The following is a 22,577-nucleotide window of genomic DNA, read 5'->3' as shown; positions in this document are numbered from 1 at the left end:
GGCTCAGACCTTCTCCTGTACGTTCTTGCCGAGGATGCCGGCGGGCTTAAAGATGAGCACGATAATCAGCACCATGAACACGGCCGCGTCACGGAATGTGGACAGACCCAAGGAGTTCACGATGGTCTCTAAAAAGCCGACCAGATAGCCGCCCACCAATGCTCCTGGAATCAAACCGATACCGCCCAAAACAGCGGCCACAAAGGCTTTCAAGCCCGGCATAATGCCCATGAGTGGGGTAATCGAAGTGTAATACAGCCCCCACAGCACCCCGGCGGCGCCAGCCAAAGCGGAGCCGAGAGCAAAAGTGAAGGAAATAGTGTTATCCACGCTGATTCCCATGAGTTTGGCGGCGTCTTGATCCTGGCTGACCGCGCGCATGGCTTTACCAATGCGGGTTTTCTTAATGATGAACTGCAGGACAATCATCAGTACCACGGAAACCACCACGATGATGATTTGAATCATGGACAGGCTCACCCCGCCGAAGCGGTAAGTTGCTCCCAGCCAGCCAGTTTGGGCGGGATAGGCGCGGGCTTCAGCCCCGACAAAGTACATCATCACGTACTCAATCAGCAGGGACATGCCAATAGCGGTAATCAGTACGGCGATTCGGGTCGAGTGGCGCAGCGGTTTATAAGCCAAACGCTCAATCAGCATCCCCAAAATCGCGCAGATAATCATTGCTGCCAGCAAAGATGTGAACGGGTCGAGGTGCAGCAGGACCATTCCTGCGAAACCAACGTAAGCCCCGACCATTAGGACGTCGCCGTGGGCGAAATTGATGAGCTGAATGATGCCGTAGACCATGGTGTATCCCAGCGCGATTAGCGCATAGATACTACCCAGCGACAGGCCGTTAATCAGCTGTTGCAGTATCAAATCCATGAGGAACGTTCCTTCTCGAGGTCCCGAGGGTGGGGGCCCGAACCTGGTGAAGACTCGGATCAACGGGCCGCCCCGCCCTTGGGAAACACTCGATTACTTCAGGGCGTAGGCCTCAGCGGAGTCCTGGACACCGTCCTTCAGAGAAACCACGACCGCCGTCTTAATCGGGTCATGAGTCTTGGGATCCATATCGAAAGAACCGGTCACGCCCTCGAAGCCCTTAGCGTTAGCCATCGCTTCGGCAATAGCCGGACCGTTCAACTCTTTTGCCTCACCAATCGCCTTGGCCACGAAGTAAGCCGTGTCGTAGCCGAGGGCGTTGAACGAGGACGGATCCTCGCCGAACTTATCCTTGTAGGTCTTGATGAAGTCTTGCAGTTTCGTGTTGGAAGTGTCCAAAGCCGAGTAGTGCGACGTGAAGTACACGTTGTTCAACGCCGAGGCACCGGCCAGTTCCAGAAGGGTAGGGGAGTCAAAGCCGTCACCTCCCAGAATCTTGGCGTCAATGCCCAGCTCGCGGGCTTGCTTGATGATGAGGCCGACTTCCTGGTAGTAGCCGGGGATATAGAGCACATCGAAATCCTTGCCCTTGATGTTGGTCAAGGTAGCCTTGAAATCGGTGTCACCAGCCACGTAGCCTTCTTCCGCTACGACCGAACCGCCGGATTTGGTGAAGTTTTCCTTAAAGTTCTTGGCCAGGCCTTTCGCGTAGTCAGAGGAGGTGTCTCCCATGATAACCGCGGTCTTGGCGCCTAACTTTTCAGCGGCGTATTGGGCCATCACGCCGCCCTGGTAGGAATCAGAGAAGCAGGTGCGGAAAGCAAATTCTTGGAGCTTGCCGCCGGTGACGGTGACGTCATCCGCGGTAGCTGATCCGGAAATCACCGGAACTTTATTCTGGTTACCGGCGGGGATGACTGCCTTGAAAGAACCGGAGGTCGCCGGACCAATCATGGCGAGGACCTTGTCCTGGCTCATCAACTTGGTGGCCAGAGTAGTGGCTTCGGCTGGCTCTGACTTGGAATCGTATTTCACAATTTCAATCTTTTTACCGTTGACACCGCCCTGGGAGTTGATTTCATCAACTGCCAGTTGGATGCCGTCAACATTTTGTTTACCGTAGGTGGCTACCGCACCGGAAAGCTCGTAGTTCACGCCGATTTTGATTGTGTCTCCAGTGGCAGTGTTACCGCCGCCGGCGGGTCCTGAGCTGGGCTGAGTGCAGGCCGTCATGCCGACCAAGGTTAGTGCTGAAATTGCAGCAGCTGCAATTATGCGTTTCATTAGAGTGCCTTTCTTTGAATAATGAAGTTTTTCGGATGGGGAGATAAAAAATCCAGTTCCGCAAAAGCATTGAATGTGAAAATAACGCATGAAGCGGCGGAAACCACTCCCTAGTGCCCCGAAGTTGCGTTGCTGCTGTAGCTTCCGTTCCTGATAGACCATTGTGTGGTCCGGGTCATGACGGGGTCACGCTCACGAAGTTGATACTCGTTTTGTTGAAACCTTAGCGCGGAGGTATGATTTTATCAACACGGCTCAGCCGCGGGTCCGTAGATATCTTCCGGGCCAAACCCGATTCGTATTCTTGAGTCGGTCTGCTTGCGAACCTTCGTATTTGGGGACGTTGCGCAAGTTTTTACCCATTAACCTTTGAGATAAGGACACTTGTGAACGACAATCAACTGGCTGCTATGAAGCTTTCGGAACTGCGCGAACTGGCAAAGTCGCTGGGCATTAAAGGCATTTCTCAGGCTCGAAAACCGCAACTTATTGAAGCGATTATTGAAAAACAGAAGTCTGGAGGTGCAGCTGCTGACTCCGCACCCCATAAAACTGCGACTCCGGAACAGTCTCGGGCCTCTGAACATGATGGTGAGCAAGACTCTGCATTTTCCGCGAGTCAGGAGCGTGCGGCGCGTCGTCACCGTCGCGCTTCCGCACCGGCAGGCGAACCTGCCGCCGAAGAAAACTCCGAAAACGTTGCTGCCCCCCTTGACGTAAAGGCGGCGTTGGAGCATGACCTGGGGGCTAAGCCTTCGCGTCGTCAACGCAACCATGATGATGCCGAGTCCGCCACGGAAAACAATCCTCAGCTGGAAGCGGTGGCCCAGGGAGCCAGCGCGCGGCGCGAACAGACTCAAGACGACCGGGGCGAACGCTATGACCGTCGTAATCGCAATGATCGCCGCGGGCGTAACCGCAACCGTAATCGTGGACGCGATCGCGATGACAGCGACAATAACGGTAGCGAGGAAATCAGCCCTGAAGAGTTACTGCCCATTGCCGGCATCTTGGAGGTGAAAGAAAACCACGCTTTTGTCCGGACCTCCGGTTATCTTCCCGGACCCAACGATGTTTACGTGACTTTGGGTCAGGTGCGCCGATGGGGACTGCGTTCCGGCGATGCGATTGTGGGTGCCGTGCGCAAGCCTCGTGAAGGTGAAGAACGCCGCGTCAAGCACAATGCTCTGGTGCATCTGGAGTCCATCAACGGTCAGAGTATTGAGGAAGCCTCGCAACGAATTGAGTTTTCCAAGCTGACCCCGTTGTATCCTGATGAACAGCTACGCTTGGAAACATCTTCGAAGGTATTAGCTCCGCGGATTATTGACCTGATGGCTCCTATCGGCAAGGGTCAGCGCGGCCTGATTGTGTCTCCGCCGAAAGCCGGCAAGACTATCATCTTGCAGCAAATTGCCAACGCGATTTCTATAAACAACCCCGAAGTTCACATCATGGTGGTTCTGGTGGATGAACGTCCGGAGGAAGTCACCGATATGCAGCGTACGGTCAAGGGGGAGGTTATTGCCTCGACGTTCGACCGCCCTGCCTCGGAGCACACCACGGTGGCAGAACTCGCCATTGAGCGGGCCAAGCGCCTGGTGGAACTGGGCGGCGATGTTGTGGTGCTGCTGGATTCCATTACCCGGTTGGGGCGTGCTTACAACCTAGCTGCCCCGGCTTCGGGCCGGATTCTCTCCGGCGGTGTGGATGCCTCCGCACTGTACCCGCCCAAGCGGTTCTTTGGTGCCGCCCGCAATGTTGAAAACGGCGGTTCCTTGACGATTATCGCCACCGCCTTGGTCGAAACCGGCTCCAAGATGGACGAGGTTATCTTTGAGGAATTCAAAGGCACCGGCAACATGGAGTTGCGACTGTCCCGCGAACTGGCCGAAAAGCGTTTGTACCCAGCGGTGGACGTCAATGCTTCGGGTACTCGCCACGAAGAGGTGCTGTTCACGAAGGAAGAGCTGAGCGTACTGTGGCGGCTGCGCCGAGTGCTGGCGTCTCTGGAACTGGAACAGGCCGCAGGCGTGGTACTCCAGAAGCTGAAAGATACCCAGAACAATGCCGAGTTCCTAATGGCTGTCGCCAAGACGACTCCCGCGGAATAGGTTTTCTACTGTTCAAAAGGTTCCCCTCTCGCGTTTGTGTGGGAGGGGAACCTTTTTTCGTGCTGGAGTGCGGCAAAAAATCTGGCAATTGTCAGGACAAATGTTACCAGTGTCACGAGAGTGAAAGTTGAGGCCCATTGTGAAAACAGTGGTTTTTGTTTAGAATCGTTAAATCTGTTGTAAACTGCCGATGGATGTGGTTAGAGTTATAGAAGCTGTTAAGGGAGGCAGGCTTTGCGTAACACAGACCAGTTTGGACGATGGAAGCGTCGCTTGGCGGCGATGAGCGTGGCTGCAGCAATGACGCTGGGGATGGGAACAATTCCCCTGGCCGTGGGTGCCCCGAGCGCCAAACCAGACCGCATTGCCCAACTGGAAAGTGCCATTGCCCGCAACCGGGTGAAAGTCGATGAAGCCCAGTTACACTATGCCCAAACAGCTGAGGATTTTGCCGAGGCTACCGATGCTCTGAATGCGGCCACCGCCGAAGCCAGTGAAAGCGCGAAGAAAGCCCAAGCAGCGAAGCGAGAAGCCGATGCGGCCAAAGCCAAATTGGGTCGACTAGCTGTTGCGATGTATCGCCAAAACAGCAGCGGATTATCTGACTTGGCGGCTATCACCGAATCCGACGCCTTCCGCGATGCCGCTTTGAAAGAAGCCGTCACCGATGCTTTGGGTAATCAGGCAGACAGTCAAACTCAGGGATTGATGGCGTTGCAAAATGTCGCCGAAGTTTTGAGCGACAAAGCTAATCGCGCTGCCAAAGCTAAGAAAGATGCCGCAGCCAGCCTGGCTACTACGGAAAAAACCGCTCGTGCTCAGGCTCAAGAAGCCTTGGATGAGTTAAAGAAACTCGAATCTCAGCGGGAAAAAATCATTGTTGAACTGGCGCGGGAACGCGAAGTGACAATTGCGGAAGAGAAAGCCCGTCAGGAAAAAGTCGAGCAGGAACGTCAAGCAGCACTAGCGGCCGCGGCACAGCGCCAACGTGAAGAACAAGAAGCTCTGGCGGCCCAGCAGGCCGCAGCCCGGGCAGCCCAGCAGGCAGCGGAGCAAAAAGCCCGCGAGCAGGCCGCGAGAGAGCAGGCAGAACGTCAGGCTCGCCAGCGCGCAGCTTCGGGACAATCGCCGCAAGTGACCTCACAGCCGAGCGTTGTACCCTCCCAGCCGACAACGGCACCAGCACCGACTTCTCAGCCCGCTTTGCCTCCCAGCAACGCCGCGAGCGGGGGATTCGGGCCGAGCTTACTGGAGTGGGCCAAAACGAAAACGGGCCTTCCTTACATTTGGGGAGGAACGGGGCCTGATGGCTACGACTGCTCCGGACTGGTTTATGCGGGGATGAAAGAACTTGGCAAAGGGGTGCAGCGGTCCGCGGCCGCCCAATACAACGCCTACGCCAATGTTCCCTTCAGCGAAAAACAGCCGGGAGATTTGGTGTTTTGGTCGAATAACGGGACTGGTAACGGGGTCTACCACGTGGCCATTTACTCCGGTGGCGACACCATCCTGATGGCGCCGAAGCCCGGTAGTACGGTGGGTACTTTCAACTTCTATAACCAGAATAGGATTATGCCTTTCGTGGCGCGCCTCTAATAGAATGCGTCCATGAGTTCTCTGCCCCCTTTTGTTAGCCCCAAGGGCTCAGAAGTGCGCCTTTGGGAGCGTGATGCTGGGGGTGCCCTAGGTGAAATCCAGCTTGCGGTGCGCCGCGTGCTGCAATCAATAGATTCCCCCGACAGTACTCTGTTGTGTCTGGCGCTATCGGGCGGCCCTGATTCGCTGAGCCTAGCGGCGGCGCTAATTCGTGTCGCCCTGCGTCATCCTCGCCCGTGGGCTATCAGTTGCCTTACGGTAGACCACGGCTGGCGGCCCGAGTCTGCGGCAGAATCCCAGGCCGCCCTCCGGTGCGCCCACGAACTGGGGTTTACTGCGGCGACAGTGTTGCGAGGGGAGAGACGTGGAGGCGCAAACGGACCAGAGGGAGAGGCTCGCCTCCTGCGCTGGGGATTGCTGGCCCAGGCAGCTGTTTCTCAGGCCAAAGCCCAGGGAAAGGACCACGCGGTTATCCTCACCGGGCATACGCTTGATGACCAGGCAGAAACCGTCTTGTTACGTTTGGCGCGCGGCTCCTCGCTACGTTCGATTTCGGCTATGAGAGAGTTTGAATCCCTGGATTGCCAAACCGGCCTACCCTTACGTTTTGCCTGGAGAGAGGAAGATTCCAGGGCTGATGCCGCGGTGGATTTGCGCCTAGCGCGTCCGTTGCTGGGAATTCGGCGGACCTGCACCCAAGCCGCTTGTGAGCAGGCTGGGCTCGTAGCCGTCAACGATCCGAGCAACCGAATGGAAGGCCCCGTGAAAACTGCCGCTGGTCAGCCGTTACCTCGTGCTGCCATCCGCGAACAGGTTATGCCCGCGCTCGCGGCCGCGCTCGGCCAAGACCCCGCTCCCGCTCTGGCACGTCTGGCCGGTCAGGCCGCCGAGGACGACACCATACTGGAAACCCTCGCGGAACAGGTCTTTTGGGAAGTGCTGAGCGACGAGCCCGGCGATGGGGAACCGGGAGACAGTGTGAAACTGGACCTCACTGTCATTGAAGGCTACAAATATCGCGACCTAATCCGCTATTCCGCCCCGGTCCTGCGCCGGGTGGTACGCCGAGCGAGCCTGTTAGCAGGGGCGAGGGTGGATTCCCTTACTGAAGCCCACCTGCGTGGCGTAGTGGACCTGATTCATGATTGGCATGGCCAAGGCTCGCTGGCTCTGCCCGGGATTACCGTGACCCGCCGGGAAGGCTTCTTGGAATTTGCTCGCCACCGCGATGTTTCTGAGCGCGAAAATCTTTCGGATTGAGTCAGATTCTGTCGCATTTAGGCAATGCGGAGGGAAAGTCTAAAATAGACACGGACCAGCAGTAAAACTTTTAGAATGTACCTGCAACTCGAGGGAGGCATGTGATGGACGCTGCAGACATGGGTGCAGACATGGAACGGGTCTTATTGACCGAGGAACAGATTCAATCAAGGCTCGCCCAGATGGCGGCCGTCATTGACAGAGACTACGCGGGCCACGAAATCCTGCTGGTGGGGGTGCTGCGCGGGGCGGTCATGGTGATGGCTGACTTGGCTAGGAAGCTGCACTCGCCCATTCAGATGGATTGGATGGCGGTGTCCTCCTACGGTTCGGGGACAAAATCTTCCGGGGTGGTGCGGATTTTAAAGGACCTGGACACCGACATCAAAGACCGTCACGTTTTAATCGTGGAGGACATTATCGATTCCGGTTTGACCCTGTCTTGGCTGGAGGCAAACCTGCGTACCAGGGGGTGTGCCTCCCTGAACATTGCGACTTTGCTGCGTAAACCCGATGCTGCCAAAGCGGTGGTGAATCCGCGCTACGTCGGCTTCGATATTCCCAACGAATTCGTGGTTGGATACGGTTTGGATTATGCCGAGCGCTATCGCAACCTGCCGTTCATCGGGCTGTTAGCACCCCACGTTTACGAAAATTAGCCTCACGGCTATTCTTGGGGGAACACGTAGTCGGGATCGATAGCGTCCAGATGCTGGCGCGCTGTAGCGTTTTCTTCCTGAGCACAGCGGTATAGGGCTTCGTAGCTGTCTAGAGTATTTTCAAAGTCATGGGGTTGGGCTATTTCTAAGCTCATCTTGCCCATAAACTTGCGTTTTTGCTCGTTTATAGCCAGGTCCTCCAGGTAATCAGAGAGGGCCTCAATATCTCCGGGCTGGAACAGGTAGCCATTGACTCCGGGACGCACCAAGTGCGGCAGACCCACTGCATTCGCCAGGACTACTGGAATGCCCGAACTCAACGCCTCCAAAGTCGCCAAAGACTGCAACTCCCCGGTGGAGGCATTGACAAAAATATCGCTGCGCGCGTACATCTCGATGAGGGCGTCGTCGTCCAGGTAATCATGGAAAGTTACCCGGTCTATGACCCGAAGTTCCGCCGCTTTCCGCCGCAAGTCCTCTTTCTTAGTGCCGGTTCCCACAATGTCAAAGTGTAGTTTGGTAGAGGGCTGCAACAGGGCCAGGGCAGTGATGATGTCGTCTACGTGTTTCTGTTTTTCTAGGCGTCCCACGTACAAAAGGTGGGGAATTGGGTCTTTTTCAGCCTTTTGAGCGGCAGCTTGGTAAATCGGCAGATTCACCCCGTTGCTGATGGAAACGCCACCGCCGAGATGCGCGTGTTCTTTCATGACTTCGATAGCGGTAGGGCTGGGAGCAACCAAGCGATCGGCTCGCTGAAACACGTTTCCCAGGTCCCTCCAGGCCATGTCCGCCAGCAGCTTGCTGATGAACTTTGGGACGCAGCAAGAGAGGCGATTAAAGAGGTTTTCGGGAGTGAAGTGGTTCGTGACGATTAACGGCAGTCCCAATTCGTTGGCGTATTTGCACGCGACCCGACCCACACTGAGGTGAGATTGCACATGTACCACGTCGGGGTTCAAGCCCTGCAGAATTCGGCGCACGGTGCGACTGATTTCCCAAGGCATGCTCATACAGAAACCGCGGAGATAGGCGAACTCGTGGGAACGCATCCGGTGTTCGGTAATACCCGCCACGTTGGCGATGTACGGCCGGGAAACCGGGGAAGGAGCGATTACATGAACGCTGTGGCCCCGAACGCGCAGTCCGCGAGCCAGGTTCTGGGAAAAAATCGCATTCCCGCTCACATCTGGGGGATATGAATCTGCCGCGATAACAATCTTCATGATGCTCTCTTTGTGGTTAGCCTAAAACTGCGGGAATGCACCCATTGTATAGCTGTTTGGTAGGCTTAAGGTGTTGTACCGGATAACGGAAAAGTGAACATGGACAAGACGAATAAAACTCAAAAGAAAAAACAAATCTCTGGCGGCATAGCGGCTCTTGTAGTCATCGCCATCATTGTGGCTTTCATGGTTTTTTCTGCCCAAGGCGGTCCTACTCGCATTACTACTGACGAAGGTTTGACGCTGCTGCGGGGCAACACCGTTGAAAAAGTCGTTATCAACGATGGCACCCAGACCGTCAGTATGGAGTTGACCAAGTCCTACCAACGTCCGCGGGCATACCTGCCGAAAGACGGTCCCTTCGGGATGAAACCGAATGCTGACGCGGGGAAAAAGGTCTCATTTTCTTATGTTCGTCCCCAAGCGGAAACCGTTGCGAATGCGGTAGCCGACGCGAAACCAAAGAAGGGTTTTGATTCTATCTATCCGGTGTCCTCCTGGTGGGAGTCCATGCTCACTTTGATGGTGCCGATGATTATCCTCTTTGTGGTGTTTTTCTGGTTTGTTTCGCGCATGAGCGGGGGAATGGGTCCCCTCGGAATGGGTCGAGCCAAGCCACGGATGTTCAACAAAGAGGACGAAACGAAAGTGACTTTCGCTGACGTTGCGGGAGCCAATGAAGCTGTGGAGGAATTGGAGGAAATCAAAGAGTTCCTAGCGGAACCCGAAAAGTTCCACAAGCTCGGGGCGAAAATTCCCAAGGGAGTGCTGCTCTACGGTCCTCCCGGCACGGGTAAGACCCTATTGGCTCGCGCTGTCGCCGGAGAAGCCGGGGTACCGTTCTTTTCTATGAGCGGTTCCGAGTTCGTCGAGATGTTTGTGGGTATGGGCGCCTCCCGGGTGCGGGATTTGTTTGAGCAGGCGCGGGCGGCAGCTCCGGCCATCATTTTTGTTGACGAGATTGACGCGGTAGGCCGTCACCGCGGCACCGGCCTGGGCGGGGGGCACGATGAACGTGAACAAACTTTGAACCAGCTGCTGGTAGAGATGGACGGATTCGACGAACGCACCAACGTCATCATGATTGCCGCCACAAACCGTGCCGACGTACTCGATCCAGCTTTGCTGCGTCCCGGTCGTTTTGACCGTCAAGTAGCAGTTGAAGCGCCGGATCTAAAGGGGCGCGAAGCGATTCTGGCGGTTCACTCGAAGAATAAGCCCCTGGCTCCCGAGGCAGATATGAAATCACTGGCCAAACGCTCCCCGGGATTCACCGGCGCGGACTTGGCCAATGTTTTGAACGAAGCGGCCTTGCTGGCGGCACGACACAGCCGGGAAATCATCACCGCTCAGGATCTCGATGAAGCGGTAGACCGGGTTATTGCCGGACCCCAAAAGCATTCCCGGATTATGAACGACCACGACAAACTGGTCACCGCCTATCACGAGGGTGGCCACGCCTTGTGCGCTGCGGCATCCAACTATTCCGACCCCGTGACGAAAGTGACGATTCTGCCCCGCGGACACGCCTTGGGCTACACCATGGTCATGCCTACCGAGGATCGCTACTCCGAAACCCGTAATCAGTTGTTGGACCAGCTAGTTTACGCCATGGGAGGTCGAGTCGTAGAGGAAATCGTGTTCCAGGACCCCTCCACCGGGGCGTCTAACGACATTGAAAATGCCACCGCTATCGCCCGCAAGATGGTGACCCGCTGGGGCTTGTCGGCCGGGTTGGGGGCGGTTCGTTATGGCAGCTCCCACGATGAACCTTTCGTGGGTATGGATTACGGCAAAGCGCAGGAGTATTCCGATTCCACTGCCCATGCTATCGATGCGGAAGTGCAAGCTCTAATGGAAGCCGCCACGCGAGAAGCCTGGTCCATCATTACTGAGAATCGTGACATTTTGGACACGTTGGCACGCCGCTTGCTGGAGGAAGAAACTCTGGACGAGAAAGCCTTGGATGTCGTCTTTAAGGATGTTAAGAAAGCGCCGCGCCGTGCCGTCTGGCAGTCATACGAGGGCTTGACCTCTGACGACCGCGGACCCATCGAGATTCCTGAAGCCGTGAGGATTCGTAAAGCCAAAGCTAGCGCGAAACCAGGAGAATGTTTTGCTCTGGACGGAGCCGACCGCCCGTTGGCGGATTCTGGGATTGGGGGGACCGTGCCGTTTGGGCAGGGGGAAGTGAAAACCGAGGAAATCCCGGCAGCTTCGCAACCGAACGCCGCAGCTCCGGATGATTTGAGTCTGCCGATTCCTCCGGCCAGGAAAGAACACGAGGTGCGTATTCTCGACGACACGGACCCGTTGCCTCCAAGTGAAAACCCGACCGCGGAACCTTTACCGCCAGCACCTAGTGAGAGAGAAAACAAATGAACGCGACCTATGACCCTGAAGGGGTGACCCGGGCAATCCGGGATCTGTTGGCGGCCGTAGGGGAGGACCCCGACCGTGAGGGCTTGCGCGAAACCCCGGACCGGATGGCTCGCTCTTTTGGAGAGCTGCTGCAAGGCTACCAGGAGGATCCGCGAAGGCACCTGGAGCGAATGTTCCCGGTGGAACACAACGACCTTGTATTGGTCAAAGACATTCCGTTCAACTCCATGTGTGAACACCACCTGCTGCCGTTTGTTGGTCTGGCGCACGTGGGCTATATCCCGCAGGGGAAACGGGTTACGGGACTGTCCAAGCTGGCGCGGCTGGTAGACGGTTACGCCCACCGTTTGCAGGTGCAAGAACGCCTGACCCAGCAAATCGCTGATGCGATGTGGGAGGTGCTCCAACCGCAAGGGGTCATCGTGGTGTTGCAGGCTGAGCATATGTGTATGACGGTGCGCGGGGTAAAGAAGCCGGGGGCGCGGACCACGACTTCTGCAGTGCGCGGGGTGATGGAACAATCCAGCACGACGCGTTCTGAGGCCATGAGTCTCATTTTGTCCGCGGATTAAGACGCTGCCAATAATCGGTTTGGATTCTGCCCGAGCCGGTTCAGAAACGAAACAGGAAAGAGGAATCGGGGATGACTATTGTAGCCCAGACACAGCCTGAGACCTCGACATCAGCGCTGCCGGACTATCTGCAACCGGAGCGCACCTTGGTGATGGGGATTTTGAACGTGACCCCGAATTCCTTTTCGGATGGTGGAAAATGGCTTGATCCGAGTCAGGCGGTGGCTCACGGTTCGGAAATGGTGGCACAGGGAGCTGACCTCATTGACGTGGGGGGTGAATCGACCGCGCCGGGTCGCAAACCCGTAGCAGTCGAGGAAGAAATTGCCCGTATCCTACCGGTTATTGAGCAGTTGGTTGCGGCCGGGGTGACTGTCTCAGTGGATACCCTGCACGCGAAAACCGCTCAGGCAGCCGCGGCGGCAGGAGCCAGCATCATAAACGATGTTTCAGGCGGCATCGTGGACGACTCTATGTTTACCACTATCGCCGGGCTACAGCTTCGCTACCCGCAGCTGAGCTATATTTGCCAGCATTGGCGGGGTAGCCCGGAGGTAGCCAACCAGTTGGCGGTTTATGACAATGTTGCGGTGGAAACCTGGAATGAGTTGGAGCGTCGCCTGGAACTGATGCGCCACAGCGGCATTGATATGCGCCGGGTCATTATCGATCCTGGACTGGGATTTTCCAAGGTCGGTGAGCAGGATTGGGACGTGTTGGCTAACCTTGGCGTGTTTTTACACCGCGGCTACCCGGTGTTGGTCGGCCCGTCACGAAAGCGATATCTAGCAGATTTGGAAACGGTGGCGAGTGACCGTCATCCTCGCGACGATGCCACCGCGGCAGTTTCCATGTTTTGCGCGCTTCACAAGGTTTGGGCGGTGCGCGTACACAACGTAGCCCCGGTAGCGGTGGCCGTCCAGGCGGCAGCCTTCCTTGATGCCCACCATCATCCCTGTTGAGAGGCGGTTTTAAAGATGACTTTACATGATGTATCCATATCGAATTCTCTAGGGGGAATCTCCGGGCGCTCCGTTGACGTGGTTGACCGTTTGGATGGGCTGGATTCCATCACTCTGCGCGGGATTTTCGCGCGGGGCATTCACGGAGTTTTGGAATCTGAGCATCACGCCCCCCAGGATTTTTCGGTCGACCTCACCCTATGGTTCGATTCGCGGCGGGCTGCCAGCTCGGACGATGTGGCCCACACCGTTGATTACTCGGTCGTGGCTGAAAAAATTGTCGCGGTCATTGAAGGGAAAAGCGCCTCCCTGATTGAACGTCTGGCTACGCACATCGCCCTGTCCGTGCTGGAGGATTCGCGCATTGCGGCGGTCCAAGTCACCTTGCATAAGCCTCATGCATGCATGGACGTGCAATTCGAAGATGTGGCGATAAGCATTTTGCGCACGCGGGCGGATTTTGCAGCGCACCTAGCTGATTTTCCAGCCAATCTGACCTTGCGTCCCGAGCAAGCCCGCCCCGCAGTTTTGGCTTTGGGGGCAAATCTGGGCAATCCTCTGGGAACCTTGCGAGAGGTAGTGGCCGTCCTGCAGTCTGCTCCGGAGTTTGAACGGGTGGAAGTTTCGCCCTTGGCTCGGACCCGTCCAGTGCTGCAGCCCGGCGCTGCCCCGCAGCCTGATTATTACAACGCGGTGGTGCGAGTGTGGTCGCGTCTGTCCGCGGCCGAGTTGTTGGATTTGGCGCATCATCTGGAAGATACTCACGGGCGGGAACGTCCCTATCATTGGGCAGCGCGCACTTTAGACGTTGACGTGATTGACGTTAAAGGGGTAACTTCAGAGGACTCTCGCCTGGTCTTGCCTCACCCGCGAGCCGCTACTCGAGCGTTTGTCCTGGTGCCCTGGTCCCAGCTCGACCCTCACGCGACTCTGGAGGGTCGCTCCGTCTCCAAGCTTGCGGCTTGGGCACAAGACGCCAACGGAATCGTGAATCTGTGGACAGACTGGTTGGCGACCGACCCGGAACCGGAGCAGACCGCACCGAACCTCCCTTCTGTATCCGCTTCCCCGGCCGCCCCCGAAGTTTCCCCGCTGGCTGAGACGCAAGTCGGGGATCGCGATGCTTTCGATCTGCCGTCTTGGCAAGCTGCCATGCCCCAAGCGGAGGCGCGGCTGCGCGTGGTCGACAATGACACCGAAATCGACATTATTCGTCAAGATTACAGCCCATCCGCCGGGGATTCTCCTTCCTCCTCTCAGTCCGAGCTGCCGGCTACACAGTGGCAGCGTGTCAGGAAGCGGCGGCACTGATGAGCCACACGAAACCCATCGTTCTGGTGCTCTTGACCGTGGTGGTGGGAGCCCTAAGCGCCTCGTTGTTGAATTTCATGTACAACCAAGGCGCCTCGTTGCCGCGTGACGGTGTGGAGTTTGGTTTGGTCGCCCTGATTATTTCCCTCTTGAGTGCCTGGTTGGCGGCGCACGTGCAGAGGCTCAAGAAGCGTCAGGCGACCTGGATGAGCGCGGTGGGGGCCGCTCGGGTGGCGGCGCTGTCTCTAGCCCTGTCGCACACCGGTGCTATTTTCTTGGGCTATTTTGGGGCACAGAGCATCTTTATCCTGGCAAACCTGGGAAACGATGCTCTGGCAGAGACATTATGGAAAAAGATTGTGGCGGTTATCGGCGCGGTATTTATGGTGGTAACCGGGCTGGTCATCGAAAAAGTCTGCACCATTGACCCGGAGGACCCGAAATCTCAATCCTCGCCCGGAGCGACCCCGGAAGCAGCTTAGATAGGTGGGGCGAAAGCCTCTCAAACCGGCGCTGGCATCAGTTTGTTTGTGCGTCGTCAACCAAGTAGCCCGCGGCGAACAGCAGGGAAATGGGGATAGCTTGACGGGTATGAGCCAGTTTCACCCCGGACTTACGGCGACGCTCGCCACGGCGGAACAACCAGAACTCAAGCCAAATACTGCAACCCAGTAATACCGTTCCGAAAGCTCCCAGAAGTATCAGCACGCGCCAATCCAGGTTTTTCGGATCAAACTTCACGTTGTCGCTGGTCATTTCCCACGCCTCTTGATCGGGACTTTCCGAGGCGATGTCATCACGTACTGCGGTGACAGTATCCCGTGCCACCAAAGCGGTCAAAGCCGTCAAAGCGGGGATAATACCCAGGCGCACCAAGGCTCTCGGTTTCTTTTCCGTAAATAAATCCGGGGAGGCGTACCAGGCAAAGGTCAGCAGGGAACCGATGCCGGTGATTGCGAGTTGGTGGGGGGTAACTATCTGGCCATGTGAACCCCGGCCGGAGGACTCGTGCCTTGTGGACGCGCTCATGAAAACTCCTTCGTTTTGACAAAATTCTAACAACTAACGGCGTGGACTTTCGGGTTTTGCGTTTCTAAGCCGTAACTTAGGAGCATGGTGGACACTGACACAGACAAACAACGCGCGGCGAAACAGTCGCGCTCTACGGTGTCCCCAAACGGTAGGAAATCCGGAACCACCACAGCGCGTAAATCACCGTCCAGGACCACCGGAAAAACGCCGAAAAACCATGGAAAGCCGCGTCCGCCAAAGTACACTGAGGCCCAAATTCGGCGCAACCGTCTGATTGCTCTGGCGATTGTAATTCTGGCAATCGTGGGAATGGTGTTAGCGATTCGTGAGGTCGCGGCCGCATTTACCCGGTGGCAAACCGCCCAGACGGCCGAGGCTAAGGCTTATCAAATGCGGATGGAAGAACGCACTTTTCCCCCACCGAAGCCCTGCCCGGACAACTCCCTGGAGGTTGCACTAACTCATCCCAGCGCCGTGATTAATGTCGGGGCTGGGGATCAGGCTGAAATGACTGTGCACAACACCGGTAAAACCGCCTGCACCGTGATGATTGACCCCGCGAAGGTAGGGATGCAAATCATTTCGGGCAACCAAATCATTTTCAACTCGACTAGCTGCCAACCCACGGATGCCCCGACACAGCAACTGTTGCTGGACCGCGGCATGACTTGGAAACAAATTCTGAACTGGGACGGTCTGGTGCATAACGCGGATTGTTCGCCAGCCAGTAACGTCGCAACTGCCGGTACTTATCGCCTCAACCCGGTGTGGAATGGAGCCGTTACCGGGCCAGAAACCGTCTTTGCTCTGCAGAATCCGCTCCCCGCTCCCACCCCAGCGCCGGAAAATCCGCCGGAAACCAGTAACGAAAACCCCGCGAAAACAGTAGGATAAAACCATGAACGACGCGCAGAGATTCCGGGAAGTGATTACCATGTTGGCTCCGGGCACGGAGCTGCGCGACGGACTCGATCGGGTCATCCGGGCTCATGCCGGCGCCCTAGTGGTTTTGGGCTACGAGGACCACATCAGAAGGATTTGTTCGGACGGCTTTGAGTTCGACATTGATTTCTCGGCCACGCGGCTGCGGGAACTGTGCAAAATGGATGGCGCAGTCATCATCGACCCAAATAAATGGCGGATTCGCCGCGCTAACGTCCAGCTGCTTCCAGATCCTTCCATACCCACGACTGAATCCGGGATGAGACACCGCACCGCCCACCGCGTCGCGGTGCAAAGCGGCAACCCGGTCATTGCCGTATCGCATTCCCTCCGGGCCATTTCGCTGTATCTGGGCAATAAACGCTACGTCTTGGAAGACCCGGAAACCCTGCTGACTCGTGCGTCTCTGGCGATTGACACCTTGGAAAAATATCGGACTCGTTTGAATGAAGTCTCTGACTCGTTGACCGCCATGGAAATCGATGACATGGTTACTGCTCGTGACGTGGCGCTGGTGGTGCAACGTCAAGAAATGGTGCGCCGGGTCGGACATGAAGTTTCCGATATGCTCATTCAGCTGGGTGAACACGGGCGTCTGCTGAAAATGCAGCAATCCGAGCTGATGCGCGGCTTTGCGGTGAACCGTTCCCTGTTGATTCGTGACTATATTCCCGATGAATATTCAGAGGAAAAGATTGTGAATCGACTGGGTGAACTGGACGATGCGGAACTGTTGGATTTGAGCTTGGTGGCCCGCATTATCGGGGTGAACGGGATGGGTTCGGAAATCCTCGAGATTCCTTTGAGCGCCCGCGGTTTGCGGATGCTGGCGCGGATTCCGCGGCTTCCCGCCCATATCGTCGAGGCGATTACGCGCCGGTGGGGGACCTTGTCTGAGCTGCTAGAGGTTTCCACCGAAGAACTGATGGAAATCGATGGAGTGGGACCGGGACGCGCCAAAATTATTCACGACAGTCTGGAACAGGTCGTGGAAAACTCGGCTTTGGAACGAATCACCTCCCACTCCTAAACCCGCCTCGGTGACGGTGTCTCGCTAGGGTTCTTCCGGCCTATTTTTCCGACGAATTCGCTTTACGATGGCGCTAATACCCCAAACCGTTACCGTCACCATGGCACCGAGACCCAAGCCCAGCAACATAGCTAATAAGGTTTCTGTGAGCCAAGCACCGGCCGCGCCAGCCACCGGCAGAGTACTCGCTATCGCGTGACCACAAGCCTGCATAAATCCAAATATGAGAGGCATCCCCAGTTCAGCTAGTCCGCTAAAGAACAGGTGTCCTCCCACCCACAGCATCGCCGCGACCCCGACTGTCGAAAGAACCTTGAGGACAGTGGGCATCAGGCGAATCAGCATCAGCCCAATGACCTGGGAGACTTTGTGATGGGTGCGGCTCAGCGCCAAGCCCACGTCATCCATTTTTACCAGCAGCGCAACCACTCCATAGACCAACGCTGTAATCAGGATAGCTACCACAATCAGGACCCCGATTTGCGTTGCCAGGCTCTGCGTGCGGACCTCATTTAGGGCCACCACCATAATTTCGGTGGACAAGATGAGGTCCGTGCGGGTGGCTCCCCGGACGATGCGTTTTTCTTCCTCTGCGGCGTTAGTTGAGGTTGGAGTGTTGTCGACAGCGCCAGTCTGGTGGTGGAAAAACTGGCCCAAAATTTTTTCGGAGCCTTCAAAACATAAGTATGTCCCTCCCACCATCAAGATGGGGGTGAGGGCGGCGGGCAGAAAATAATTCAACAGCAGCGCAACCACCAGGATTCCGGCTTTATTAATGATTGAGCCGCGGGCAATCTTGGCGATGACCGGAAGTTCTCGTTTCGGGGCTATCCTTGCTACATACTGCGGGGTGACGGCAGTATCGTCAATCACGACCCCAACGGCCTTGCCGCTGGCCCGGGCCGCTACCCCCGTCACGTCGTCAAGTGAAGTGGCTGCGGCTTTCGCCAGAGCCGCCACGTCATCCAGTAGCGCCAACAACCCAGCTGACAATATTTACCTCCCCAAATCGGTTTTCAGTCTAAACGTATTCCCCCGAGACTCGCGACCGGTGCAATCATTACCTGCCGGGTTACTCCAGTTCACCAGCTCATTTCTGAGGCAAATCCGGGCTTTCAGGGTGCCGGCGCATTTGTAGCACGATTAGTGTCGTGGCGACCAAGCAAACGATGGCGGTTAGGAAAGAACCTTCCACCCCGACGCTGCCGCCGGTAATCCATTCGGGGCCGACGAAAGTCCCTTGTAAGAGCCCGCGTTGTTCCCCGGTACCGGACACAATCGACCCCCAAAAAGAGCCCTGCATCGCGTTCCATCCAAAGTGCAGCCCGATAGGAAACCACAGCCGGTGTTTCCACAGGTAGGCCGCTCCCAGTAGCGGTCCACCGCTGAGAGCCAGGGCGACGACGCCCATTCCAGTCATTCCGGGATTCATCAGGTGTAGCCCTCCGAACACTACGGTGGACATGGTGATGGCCCACACCGGCCCCCAGGCTCGGTCAAAGAGCCGCACCATTACCCCGCGGAACAGCAGTTCTTCCCACACGCAAGACATGAGACCCATAGCTATGCCCAGACCCACGCCGGGCTCGATACTGACCTTTACCAGCTGCCAGTGCCCGCTGGCCCACAAGATCAGCATCGGCAGGCTCACCAGTCCCGCCCCCACAGCAATTCCCGCCAGGGTTTCGGGCAATGCTGGTTTGACCGCGAGCTCCGACACTTGGCGTTTCGCAAACAAGCCCACCAGGAAGCGGTACACGGCAATCTCTGCGATGCACAGGATCAGACCGCAAAACCCTAGCGCTAGAGGCGCGTCAAAAATTCCCTGGGGCGAGTTGCCGGTGCCCGCCACGGCATCATAGATATTCAATGCCAAACCGGTAACCACCAGGTAGACCCCAATCAGCGCCAGGGGCAGCAAAGTCGCTTGCATCCACACGCCCTTTTCCCCGGCCAAGCGTGCTTTGGCGGTACTTGCGGCTGCCAGGGGACTGTCCGCGGCGTGTTCGACGGGCTCGGAGTGCTGAGGTTCGGGCTGGTCTTTGCTCATGACTGTATTATAGTGCAGCCAGATTTGGTCAGCTTCACGACCGGTTTTGTCGCGGCTGTGCTGTTTTGGTAAGATTGCTTTTTGGTGTCTGTTTTTAGTCACCCAGAGTCGTGCGAAGAAACTCGCGCGAACAGCGGGCTCGCTCCGTTCGAGCTCCGGACGCAACCTAAAATGCCGTTCTTGAACCAAGGACTCAAAGGAAGGCGGACCGGCCCCCGGACGGTACAGCTATGTCCGCGGGGCGGCTACAAAGCCTTAGATTCCAGACAAATTCTAGAAACGGAGTTACTGTGCCTACCATTGAACAACTCGTCCACCAAGGACGTACCAGCAAGCGCACGAAGTCCAAGACCCCGGCCTTGGCAGGCTCTCCGCAGCGTCGTGGCGTGTGCACTCGTGTGTACACCACCACCCCGAAGAAGCCGAACTCGGCTCTGCGTAAAGTCGCTCGTGTGCGTCTTTCTTCCGGCATCGAAGTCAGCGCCTATATTCCCGGCGTTGGCCACAACCTTCAGGAACACTCCATCGTGCTAGTGCGCGGTGGCCGTGTGAAGGACCTTCCGGGCGTTCGTTATCACATTGTTCGTGGCAAGCTCGACTCTCTGGGCGTTGCGGGCCGCAACCGTAGCCGTTCGAAGTACGGCATGAAGCGTCAGAAGAAGGAAGAGGGGAAGTAATCCATGAGCCGCAGAGGTAAAGCCATTGTCAAGCGCATTGTTCTTGACCCGAAATACAATTCGGAACTTGTCGCGCACATGATTCGCGTCATCATGAAGGACGGCAAGAAGACTGTCGCGGAGAAGATCGTCTATGGTGCGATTGAAAAGATTGCCGAGAAGATGAAAGATGATCCGTCGAAGTTCGTGAAAGACGAGAAGACCTTTGCGTCTCCGCTTGAGGTCGTTCAGTCCGCAATCGAGAACATGAAGCCGCAGGTCGAGGTCAAGACACGTCGCGTTGGTGGCACGACCTATCCGGTCCCGACTCCGATCAAGGAGAATCGTCAACTTTCGCTTGCGCTCCGCTGGACGACGCAGTATGCGTCGGCACGTCACGGTATGGGTATGCCGGCAGCTGTCGCTGCCGAAATACTCGATGCATTCGCTGGTCAGGGTAATGTCATTAAGAAGCGTGATGACGTCCACAAGATGGCCGCTGCGAATAAGGCGTTTGCGCATTACGCTTGGTAATCACATCGATTCCACTTTTTCAGGCATCAGGGCGCTGCGGTTCACCGCAGCGCTTTTGTTGTTCTTCTCATTCAGTCTTGTATTTCACCTTATTTTTACTGTTCATCGTATATTTGTGTGATTAATTGGAAATCTCTCAAGATTTGAATTTCCCCCCTTGCGCGGTAGGCCGAAAAATTGATATACTATGCACCTGTTCGCCCGTGAGGGTTGAATTCGTTCCTTGAAAACTGCTGGTTGGAGAATAAAGAGAATTACAACTCATATACGAGACCGGGCGGCTCGGCCGTCCGGAAGCGAGGCGAAAAGTTTCTTGCTAAGCGTATACGGGCGTACGACGGATGCCTTGGCATCGGTAGGCGAGGAAGGACGCGGAAGACTGCGACAAGCTCCGGGGAGCCGTCAACAGGCGCTGATCCGGAGGTTTCCGAATGGGGCAACCCAGTGGGGCTCATCCCCCACTGCCCTCGGGCGAACACATGGCCCGCGGGAGCGACACGCAGGGAAGTGAAACATCTCAGTACCTGCAGGAAGAGAAATCAAAAGAGATTGCGCGAGTAGCGGCGAGCGAAAGCGCAGGAGCCCAAACCGGGGGGCCTGCCCCCCGGGGTTGCGGGACCGGGACGTGGTACCTGAACGGTTAGGCGAAGCGACTGGAAAGTCGCGCCACAGCGGGTGAGAGCCCCTTAGCCGAAAACCCGACAGGACCTACCGGCATCCCAATTAGGACGGTGCACGTGAAACGCCGTCCGAATCAGGGGAGACCACTCTCCAAGGCTAAACACTCACCGATGACCGATAGCGAACCAGTACCGCGAGGGAAAGGCGAAAAGAACCGCTGCTAGCGGAGTGAAACAGACCTGAAATCGTACGTCCACAAGCTATGGAAGCGTGCTTCGGCACGCGACCGTTTGCCTTTTGCATAATGAGTCCGCGAGTCAGCGCAGCGAGCGAGGCTAACCGAAAGGGGAGCCGAAGCGAAAGCGAGTCCGAACAGGGCGATCCCAGTTCGTTGCGCTGGACCCGAAGCCCATGCGAGCTATCCTTGGACAGCGTGAAGCCTCCGTAACGGGAGGTGGAGGCGCGAACGAGTGACCGTTGAAAAGGTCTTCGATGAGCTGAGGATTGGAGCGAAAGACTTATCAAGCTGGGTAATAGCTGGTTCTCTCCGAAATGCCTTTAGGGGCAGCCTCGGACAACACTTCCGCCGGGTGTAGAGCACTGATCGATCTAGGGTCCCTACCGGGATGCCGAAGTCCGTCAAACTCCGAAGACCGGCGCGACTGCATATCCGGGAGTGAGACAGTGGGGGCTAAGCTTCATTGTCGAAAGGGAAACAGCCCAAGACCGCCGAATAAGGTCCCAAATCTGCGTTAACACACTAAGGCAGTGAAGTCTCTCAGACAGGTAGGATGTTGGCTTAGAGGCAGCCATCATTTAAACAGTGCGTAACAGCTGACTACTCGAGAGACTCCGCGCCGAAAATGATCGGGAGTAAACGCGGAACCGAATTCGCGGGCCGTGCCTTGTGCACGACGGTAGGAGAGCGTAGCATTCAGCGTCGAAGCGGTGCGCGGAAGCGGCCGTGGAGCGGATGCTAGTGATTATGCGGACATGAGTAACGAAAAGCCAAGTGAAAATCTTGGTCGCCGGAATCCCAAGGCTTCCCGGGGCAGGTTCGTCCGCCCGGGGTCAGTCGGGACCTAAGACGAGGCCGAAAGGCGTAGTCGATGGACAGCAGGCCAACATTCCTGCACATGTGGGGGTTTAAGGACGGTTTGGAGAAGGACAGTGACGAGGGTCAATGGTTATCCCTTGGGGCCGCGGGAACGCGGCTTCCGAGCCTCCGGCACGCCGGGGGCAAGGCCATGTGTCCACGCTTCCCAGAAAAGGCCGTCCGCACTAACCCGCATCCCGTACCAAAACCGACACAGGTGGGAGGGTACAAAGATACCAAGGCGCGCGAGAGAAACCTCGTTAAGGAACTCGGCAACATAGCCCCGTAACTTCGGGAGAAGGGGTCCTCTGGGGTAATGCCCAGAGGGGCACTAAATGGGCCCATGCGACTGTTTAACAAAAACA

At 56.7% G+C, this 22,577-nt stretch carries 19 protein-coding genes and 1 rRNA gene; 14 read left to right on the top strand and 6 right to left on the bottom strand.

Translation table 11 applies throughout. The features are described from left to right. Positions 1–3 precede the first annotated feature (3 nt). Together SPI05_RS01880 and SPI05_RS01875 are read right to left on the bottom strand one after the other, a co-directional pair. Positions 4–888 (bottom strand): branched-chain amino acid ABC transporter permease, encoded by an 885-nt coding sequence (locus SPI05_RS01880; RefSeq protein ID WP_282922130.1) that lies wholly within the window; start codon positions 886–888, stop codon positions 4–6. A gap of 93 nt (positions 889–981) precedes the next feature. Continuing rightward, a complete protein-coding gene (locus SPI05_RS01875) occupies positions 982–2,172 on the bottom strand; it encodes an ABC transporter substrate-binding protein (RefSeq protein ID WP_321075635.1) in 1,191 nt (396 codons plus the stop codon). Between the two features lie 410 nt (positions 2,173–2,582). Between SPI05_RS01875 and rho the strand changes: the two genes are divergently transcribed. From rho to hpt, 4 genes are all read left to right on the top strand, one after another. After that, a complete protein-coding gene (gene rho / locus SPI05_RS01870) occupies positions 2,583–4,286 on the top strand; it encodes a transcription termination factor Rho (RefSeq protein ID WP_414601955.1) in 1,704 nt (567 codons plus the stop codon). A 234-nt stretch (positions 4,287–4,520) separates the two neighbouring features. Then, positions 4,521–5,882, top strand: coding sequence for an NlpC/P60 family protein (locus SPI05_RS01865; RefSeq protein ID WP_321075631.1), 1,362 nt, complete (start codon positions 4,521–4,523; stop codon positions 5,880–5,882). Positions 5,883–5,894: 12 nt separating this feature from the next. Continuing rightward, on the top strand, positions 5,895–7,142 hold the full coding sequence (gene tilS / locus SPI05_RS01860) for a tRNA lysidine(34) synthetase TilS (protein ID WP_321075630.1): 1,248 nt from the start codon (positions 5,895–5,897) through the stop codon (positions 7,140–7,142). Positions 7,143–7,246: 104 nt separating this feature from the next. After that, positions 7,247–7,801, top strand: coding sequence for a hypoxanthine phosphoribosyltransferase (hpt, locus tag SPI05_RS01855; protein ID WP_321075628.1), 555 nt, complete (start codon positions 7,247–7,249; stop codon positions 7,799–7,801). An 8-nt stretch (positions 7,802–7,809) separates the two neighbouring features. On the opposite strand, the gene SPI05_RS01850 is transcribed toward hpt, so the two are convergent. After that, a complete protein-coding gene (locus SPI05_RS01850; protein WP_321075626.1) occupies positions 7,810–9,024 on the bottom strand; it encodes a glycosyltransferase in 1,215 nt (404 codons plus the stop codon). A gap of 99 nt (positions 9,025–9,123) precedes the next feature. On the opposite strand from SPI05_RS01850, the gene ftsH reads away from it, so the two are divergent. The 5 genes from ftsH (at position 9,124) to SPI05_RS01825 (ending at position 14,733) form a co-directional block, all read left to right on the top strand. Further along, a complete protein-coding gene (gene ftsH / locus SPI05_RS01845; RefSeq protein ID WP_321075624.1) occupies positions 9,124–11,406 on the top strand; it encodes an ATP-dependent zinc metalloprotease FtsH in 2,283 nt (760 codons plus the stop codon). Further along, positions 11,403–11,978 carry a GTP cyclohydrolase I FolE gene (folE, locus tag SPI05_RS01840; RefSeq protein ID WP_321075622.1) on the top strand — a complete coding sequence of 192 codons (576 nt, stop codon included), beginning with the start codon at positions 11,403–11,405 and terminating at the stop codon, positions 11,976–11,978. Before ftsH ends, folE begins: the two co-directional genes overlap by 4 nt. Positions 11,979–12,049: 71 nt before the next feature. Then, positions 12,050–12,940, top strand: a complete 891-nt coding sequence (gene folP, locus SPI05_RS01835; protein ID WP_321075620.1) for a dihydropteroate synthase — start codon at positions 12,050–12,052, stop codon at positions 12,938–12,940. Between the two features lie 15 nt (positions 12,941–12,955). Then, positions 12,956–14,251, top strand: coding sequence for a 2-amino-4-hydroxy-6-hydroxymethyldihydropteridine diphosphokinase (gene folK / locus SPI05_RS01830; protein WP_321075617.1), 1,296 nt, complete (start codon positions 12,956–12,958; stop codon positions 14,249–14,251). Continuing rightward, positions 14,251–14,733, top strand: a complete 483-nt coding sequence (locus tag SPI05_RS01825) for a DUF3180 domain-containing protein (RefSeq protein ID WP_321075615.1) — start codon at positions 14,251–14,253, stop codon at positions 14,731–14,733. Before folK ends, SPI05_RS01825 begins: the two co-directional genes overlap by 1 nt. Positions 14,734–14,770: 37 nt before the next feature. Here SPI05_RS01825 and SPI05_RS01820 read toward each other — a convergent pair whose 3' ends face one another. After that, positions 14,771–15,280 (bottom strand): hypothetical protein, encoded by a 510-nt coding sequence (locus SPI05_RS01820; RefSeq protein WP_321075614.1) that lies wholly within the window; start codon positions 15,278–15,280, stop codon positions 14,771–14,773. Positions 15,281–15,364: 84 nt separating this feature from the next. On the opposite strand from SPI05_RS01820, the gene SPI05_RS01815 reads away from it, so the two are divergent. Together SPI05_RS01815 and disA are read left to right on the top strand one after the other, a co-directional pair. Further along, positions 15,365–16,177, top strand: coding sequence for a hypothetical protein (locus SPI05_RS01815; protein WP_321075612.1), 813 nt, complete (start codon positions 15,365–15,367; stop codon positions 16,175–16,177). Between the two features lie 4 nt (positions 16,178–16,181). Next, positions 16,182–17,255 (top strand): DNA integrity scanning diadenylate cyclase DisA, encoded by a 1,074-nt coding sequence (gene disA, locus SPI05_RS01810; protein ID WP_321075610.1) that lies wholly within the window; start codon positions 16,182–16,184, stop codon positions 17,253–17,255. 24 nt (positions 17,256–17,279) lie between these two features. On the opposite strand, the gene SPI05_RS01805 is transcribed toward disA, so the two are convergent. After that, the gene (locus SPI05_RS01805; RefSeq protein WP_321075608.1) at positions 17,280–18,248 is read right to left on the bottom strand and encodes a DUF808 domain-containing protein; all 969 of its coding nucleotides are present in this window, start codon (positions 18,246–18,248) and stop codon (positions 17,280–17,282) included. A 97-nt stretch (positions 18,249–18,345) separates the two neighbouring features. Next, positions 18,346–19,305: a type II CAAX endopeptidase family protein gene (locus SPI05_RS01800; protein WP_321075607.1), complete on the bottom strand. Its 960-nt coding sequence runs from the start codon at positions 19,303–19,305 to the stop codon at positions 18,346–18,348. A gap of 290 nt (positions 19,306–19,595) precedes the next feature. Between SPI05_RS01800 and rpsL the strand changes: the two genes are divergently transcribed. The 3 genes from rpsL to SPI05_RS01785 form a co-directional block, all read left to right on the top strand. Next, on the top strand, positions 19,596–19,982 hold the full coding sequence (rpsL, locus tag SPI05_RS01795; RefSeq protein WP_321075605.1) for a 30S ribosomal protein S12: 387 nt from the start codon (positions 19,596–19,598) through the stop codon (positions 19,980–19,982). A 3-nt stretch (positions 19,983–19,985) separates the two neighbouring features. Continuing rightward, on the top strand, positions 19,986–20,495 hold the full coding sequence (rpsG, locus tag SPI05_RS01790) for a 30S ribosomal protein S7 (protein WP_321075603.1): 510 nt from the start codon (positions 19,986–19,988) through the stop codon (positions 20,493–20,495). A 314-nt stretch (positions 20,496–20,809) separates the two neighbouring features. Next, positions 20,810–22,577 (top strand): 23S ribosomal RNA (locus SPI05_RS01785); the annotation flags it as partial.

The sequence above is a fragment of the Mobiluncus sp. genome (assembly GCF_034180645.1).
Lineage (GTDB): Bacteria > Actinomycetota > Actinomycetes > Actinomycetales > Actinomycetaceae > Mobiluncus.
This window is presented reverse-complemented; position numbering and strand designations above follow the sequence as displayed.

Excerpts from the sequence above, each read along its gene's own strand:
- SPI05_RS01880 (WP_282922130.1), bottom strand. The coding sequence starts at position 888 with ATGGATTTGATACTGCAACAGCTGATTAACGGCCTGTCGCTGGGTAGT.
- disA (WP_321075610.1), top strand. The coding sequence starts at position 16,182 with ATGAACGACGCGCAGAGATTCCGGGAAGTGATTACCATGTTGGCTCCG.
- rho (WP_414601955.1), top strand. The coding sequence starts at position 2,583 with ATGAAGCTTTCGGAACTGCGCGAACTGGCAAAGTCGCTGGGCATTAAA.
- SPI05_RS01800 (WP_321075607.1), bottom strand. The coding sequence starts at position 19,305 with ATGAGCAAAGACCAGCCCGAACCTCAGCACTCCGAGCCCGTCGAACAC.
- SPI05_RS01820 (WP_321075614.1), bottom strand. The coding sequence starts at position 15,280 with ATGAGCGCGTCCACAAGGCACGAGTCCTCCGGCCGGGGTTCACATGGC.
- rpsG (WP_321075603.1), top strand. The coding sequence starts at position 19,986 with ATGAGCCGCAGAGGTAAAGCCATTGTCAAGCGCATTGTTCTTGACCCG.
- ftsH (WP_321075624.1), top strand. The coding sequence starts at position 9,124 with ATGGACAAGACGAATAAAACTCAAAAGAAAAAACAAATCTCTGGCGGC.
- SPI05_RS01815 (WP_321075612.1), top strand. The coding sequence starts at position 15,365 with ATGGTGGACACTGACACAGACAAACAACGCGCGGCGAAACAGTCGCGC.
- folP (WP_321075620.1), top strand. The coding sequence starts at position 12,050 with ATGACTATTGTAGCCCAGACACAGCCTGAGACCTCGACATCAGCGCTG.
- tilS (WP_321075630.1), top strand. The coding sequence starts at position 5,895 with ATGAGTTCTCTGCCCCCTTTTGTTAGCCCCAAGGGCTCAGAAGTGCGC.
- SPI05_RS01825 (WP_321075615.1), top strand. The coding sequence starts at position 14,251 with ATGAGCCACACGAAACCCATCGTTCTGGTGCTCTTGACCGTGGTGGTG.
- SPI05_RS01850 (WP_321075626.1), bottom strand. The coding sequence starts at position 9,024 with ATGAAGATTGTTATCGCGGCAGATTCATATCCCCCAGATGTGAGCGGG.
- hpt (WP_321075628.1), top strand. The coding sequence starts at position 7,247 with ATGGACGCTGCAGACATGGGTGCAGACATGGAACGGGTCTTATTGACC.
- folK (WP_321075617.1), top strand. The coding sequence starts at position 12,956 with ATGACTTTACATGATGTATCCATATCGAATTCTCTAGGGGGAATCTCC.
- SPI05_RS01875 (WP_321075635.1), bottom strand. The coding sequence starts at position 2,172 with ATGAAACGCATAATTGCAGCTGCTGCAATTTCAGCACTAACCTTGGTC.
- folE (WP_321075622.1), top strand. The coding sequence starts at position 11,403 with ATGAACGCGACCTATGACCCTGAAGGGGTGACCCGGGCAATCCGGGAT.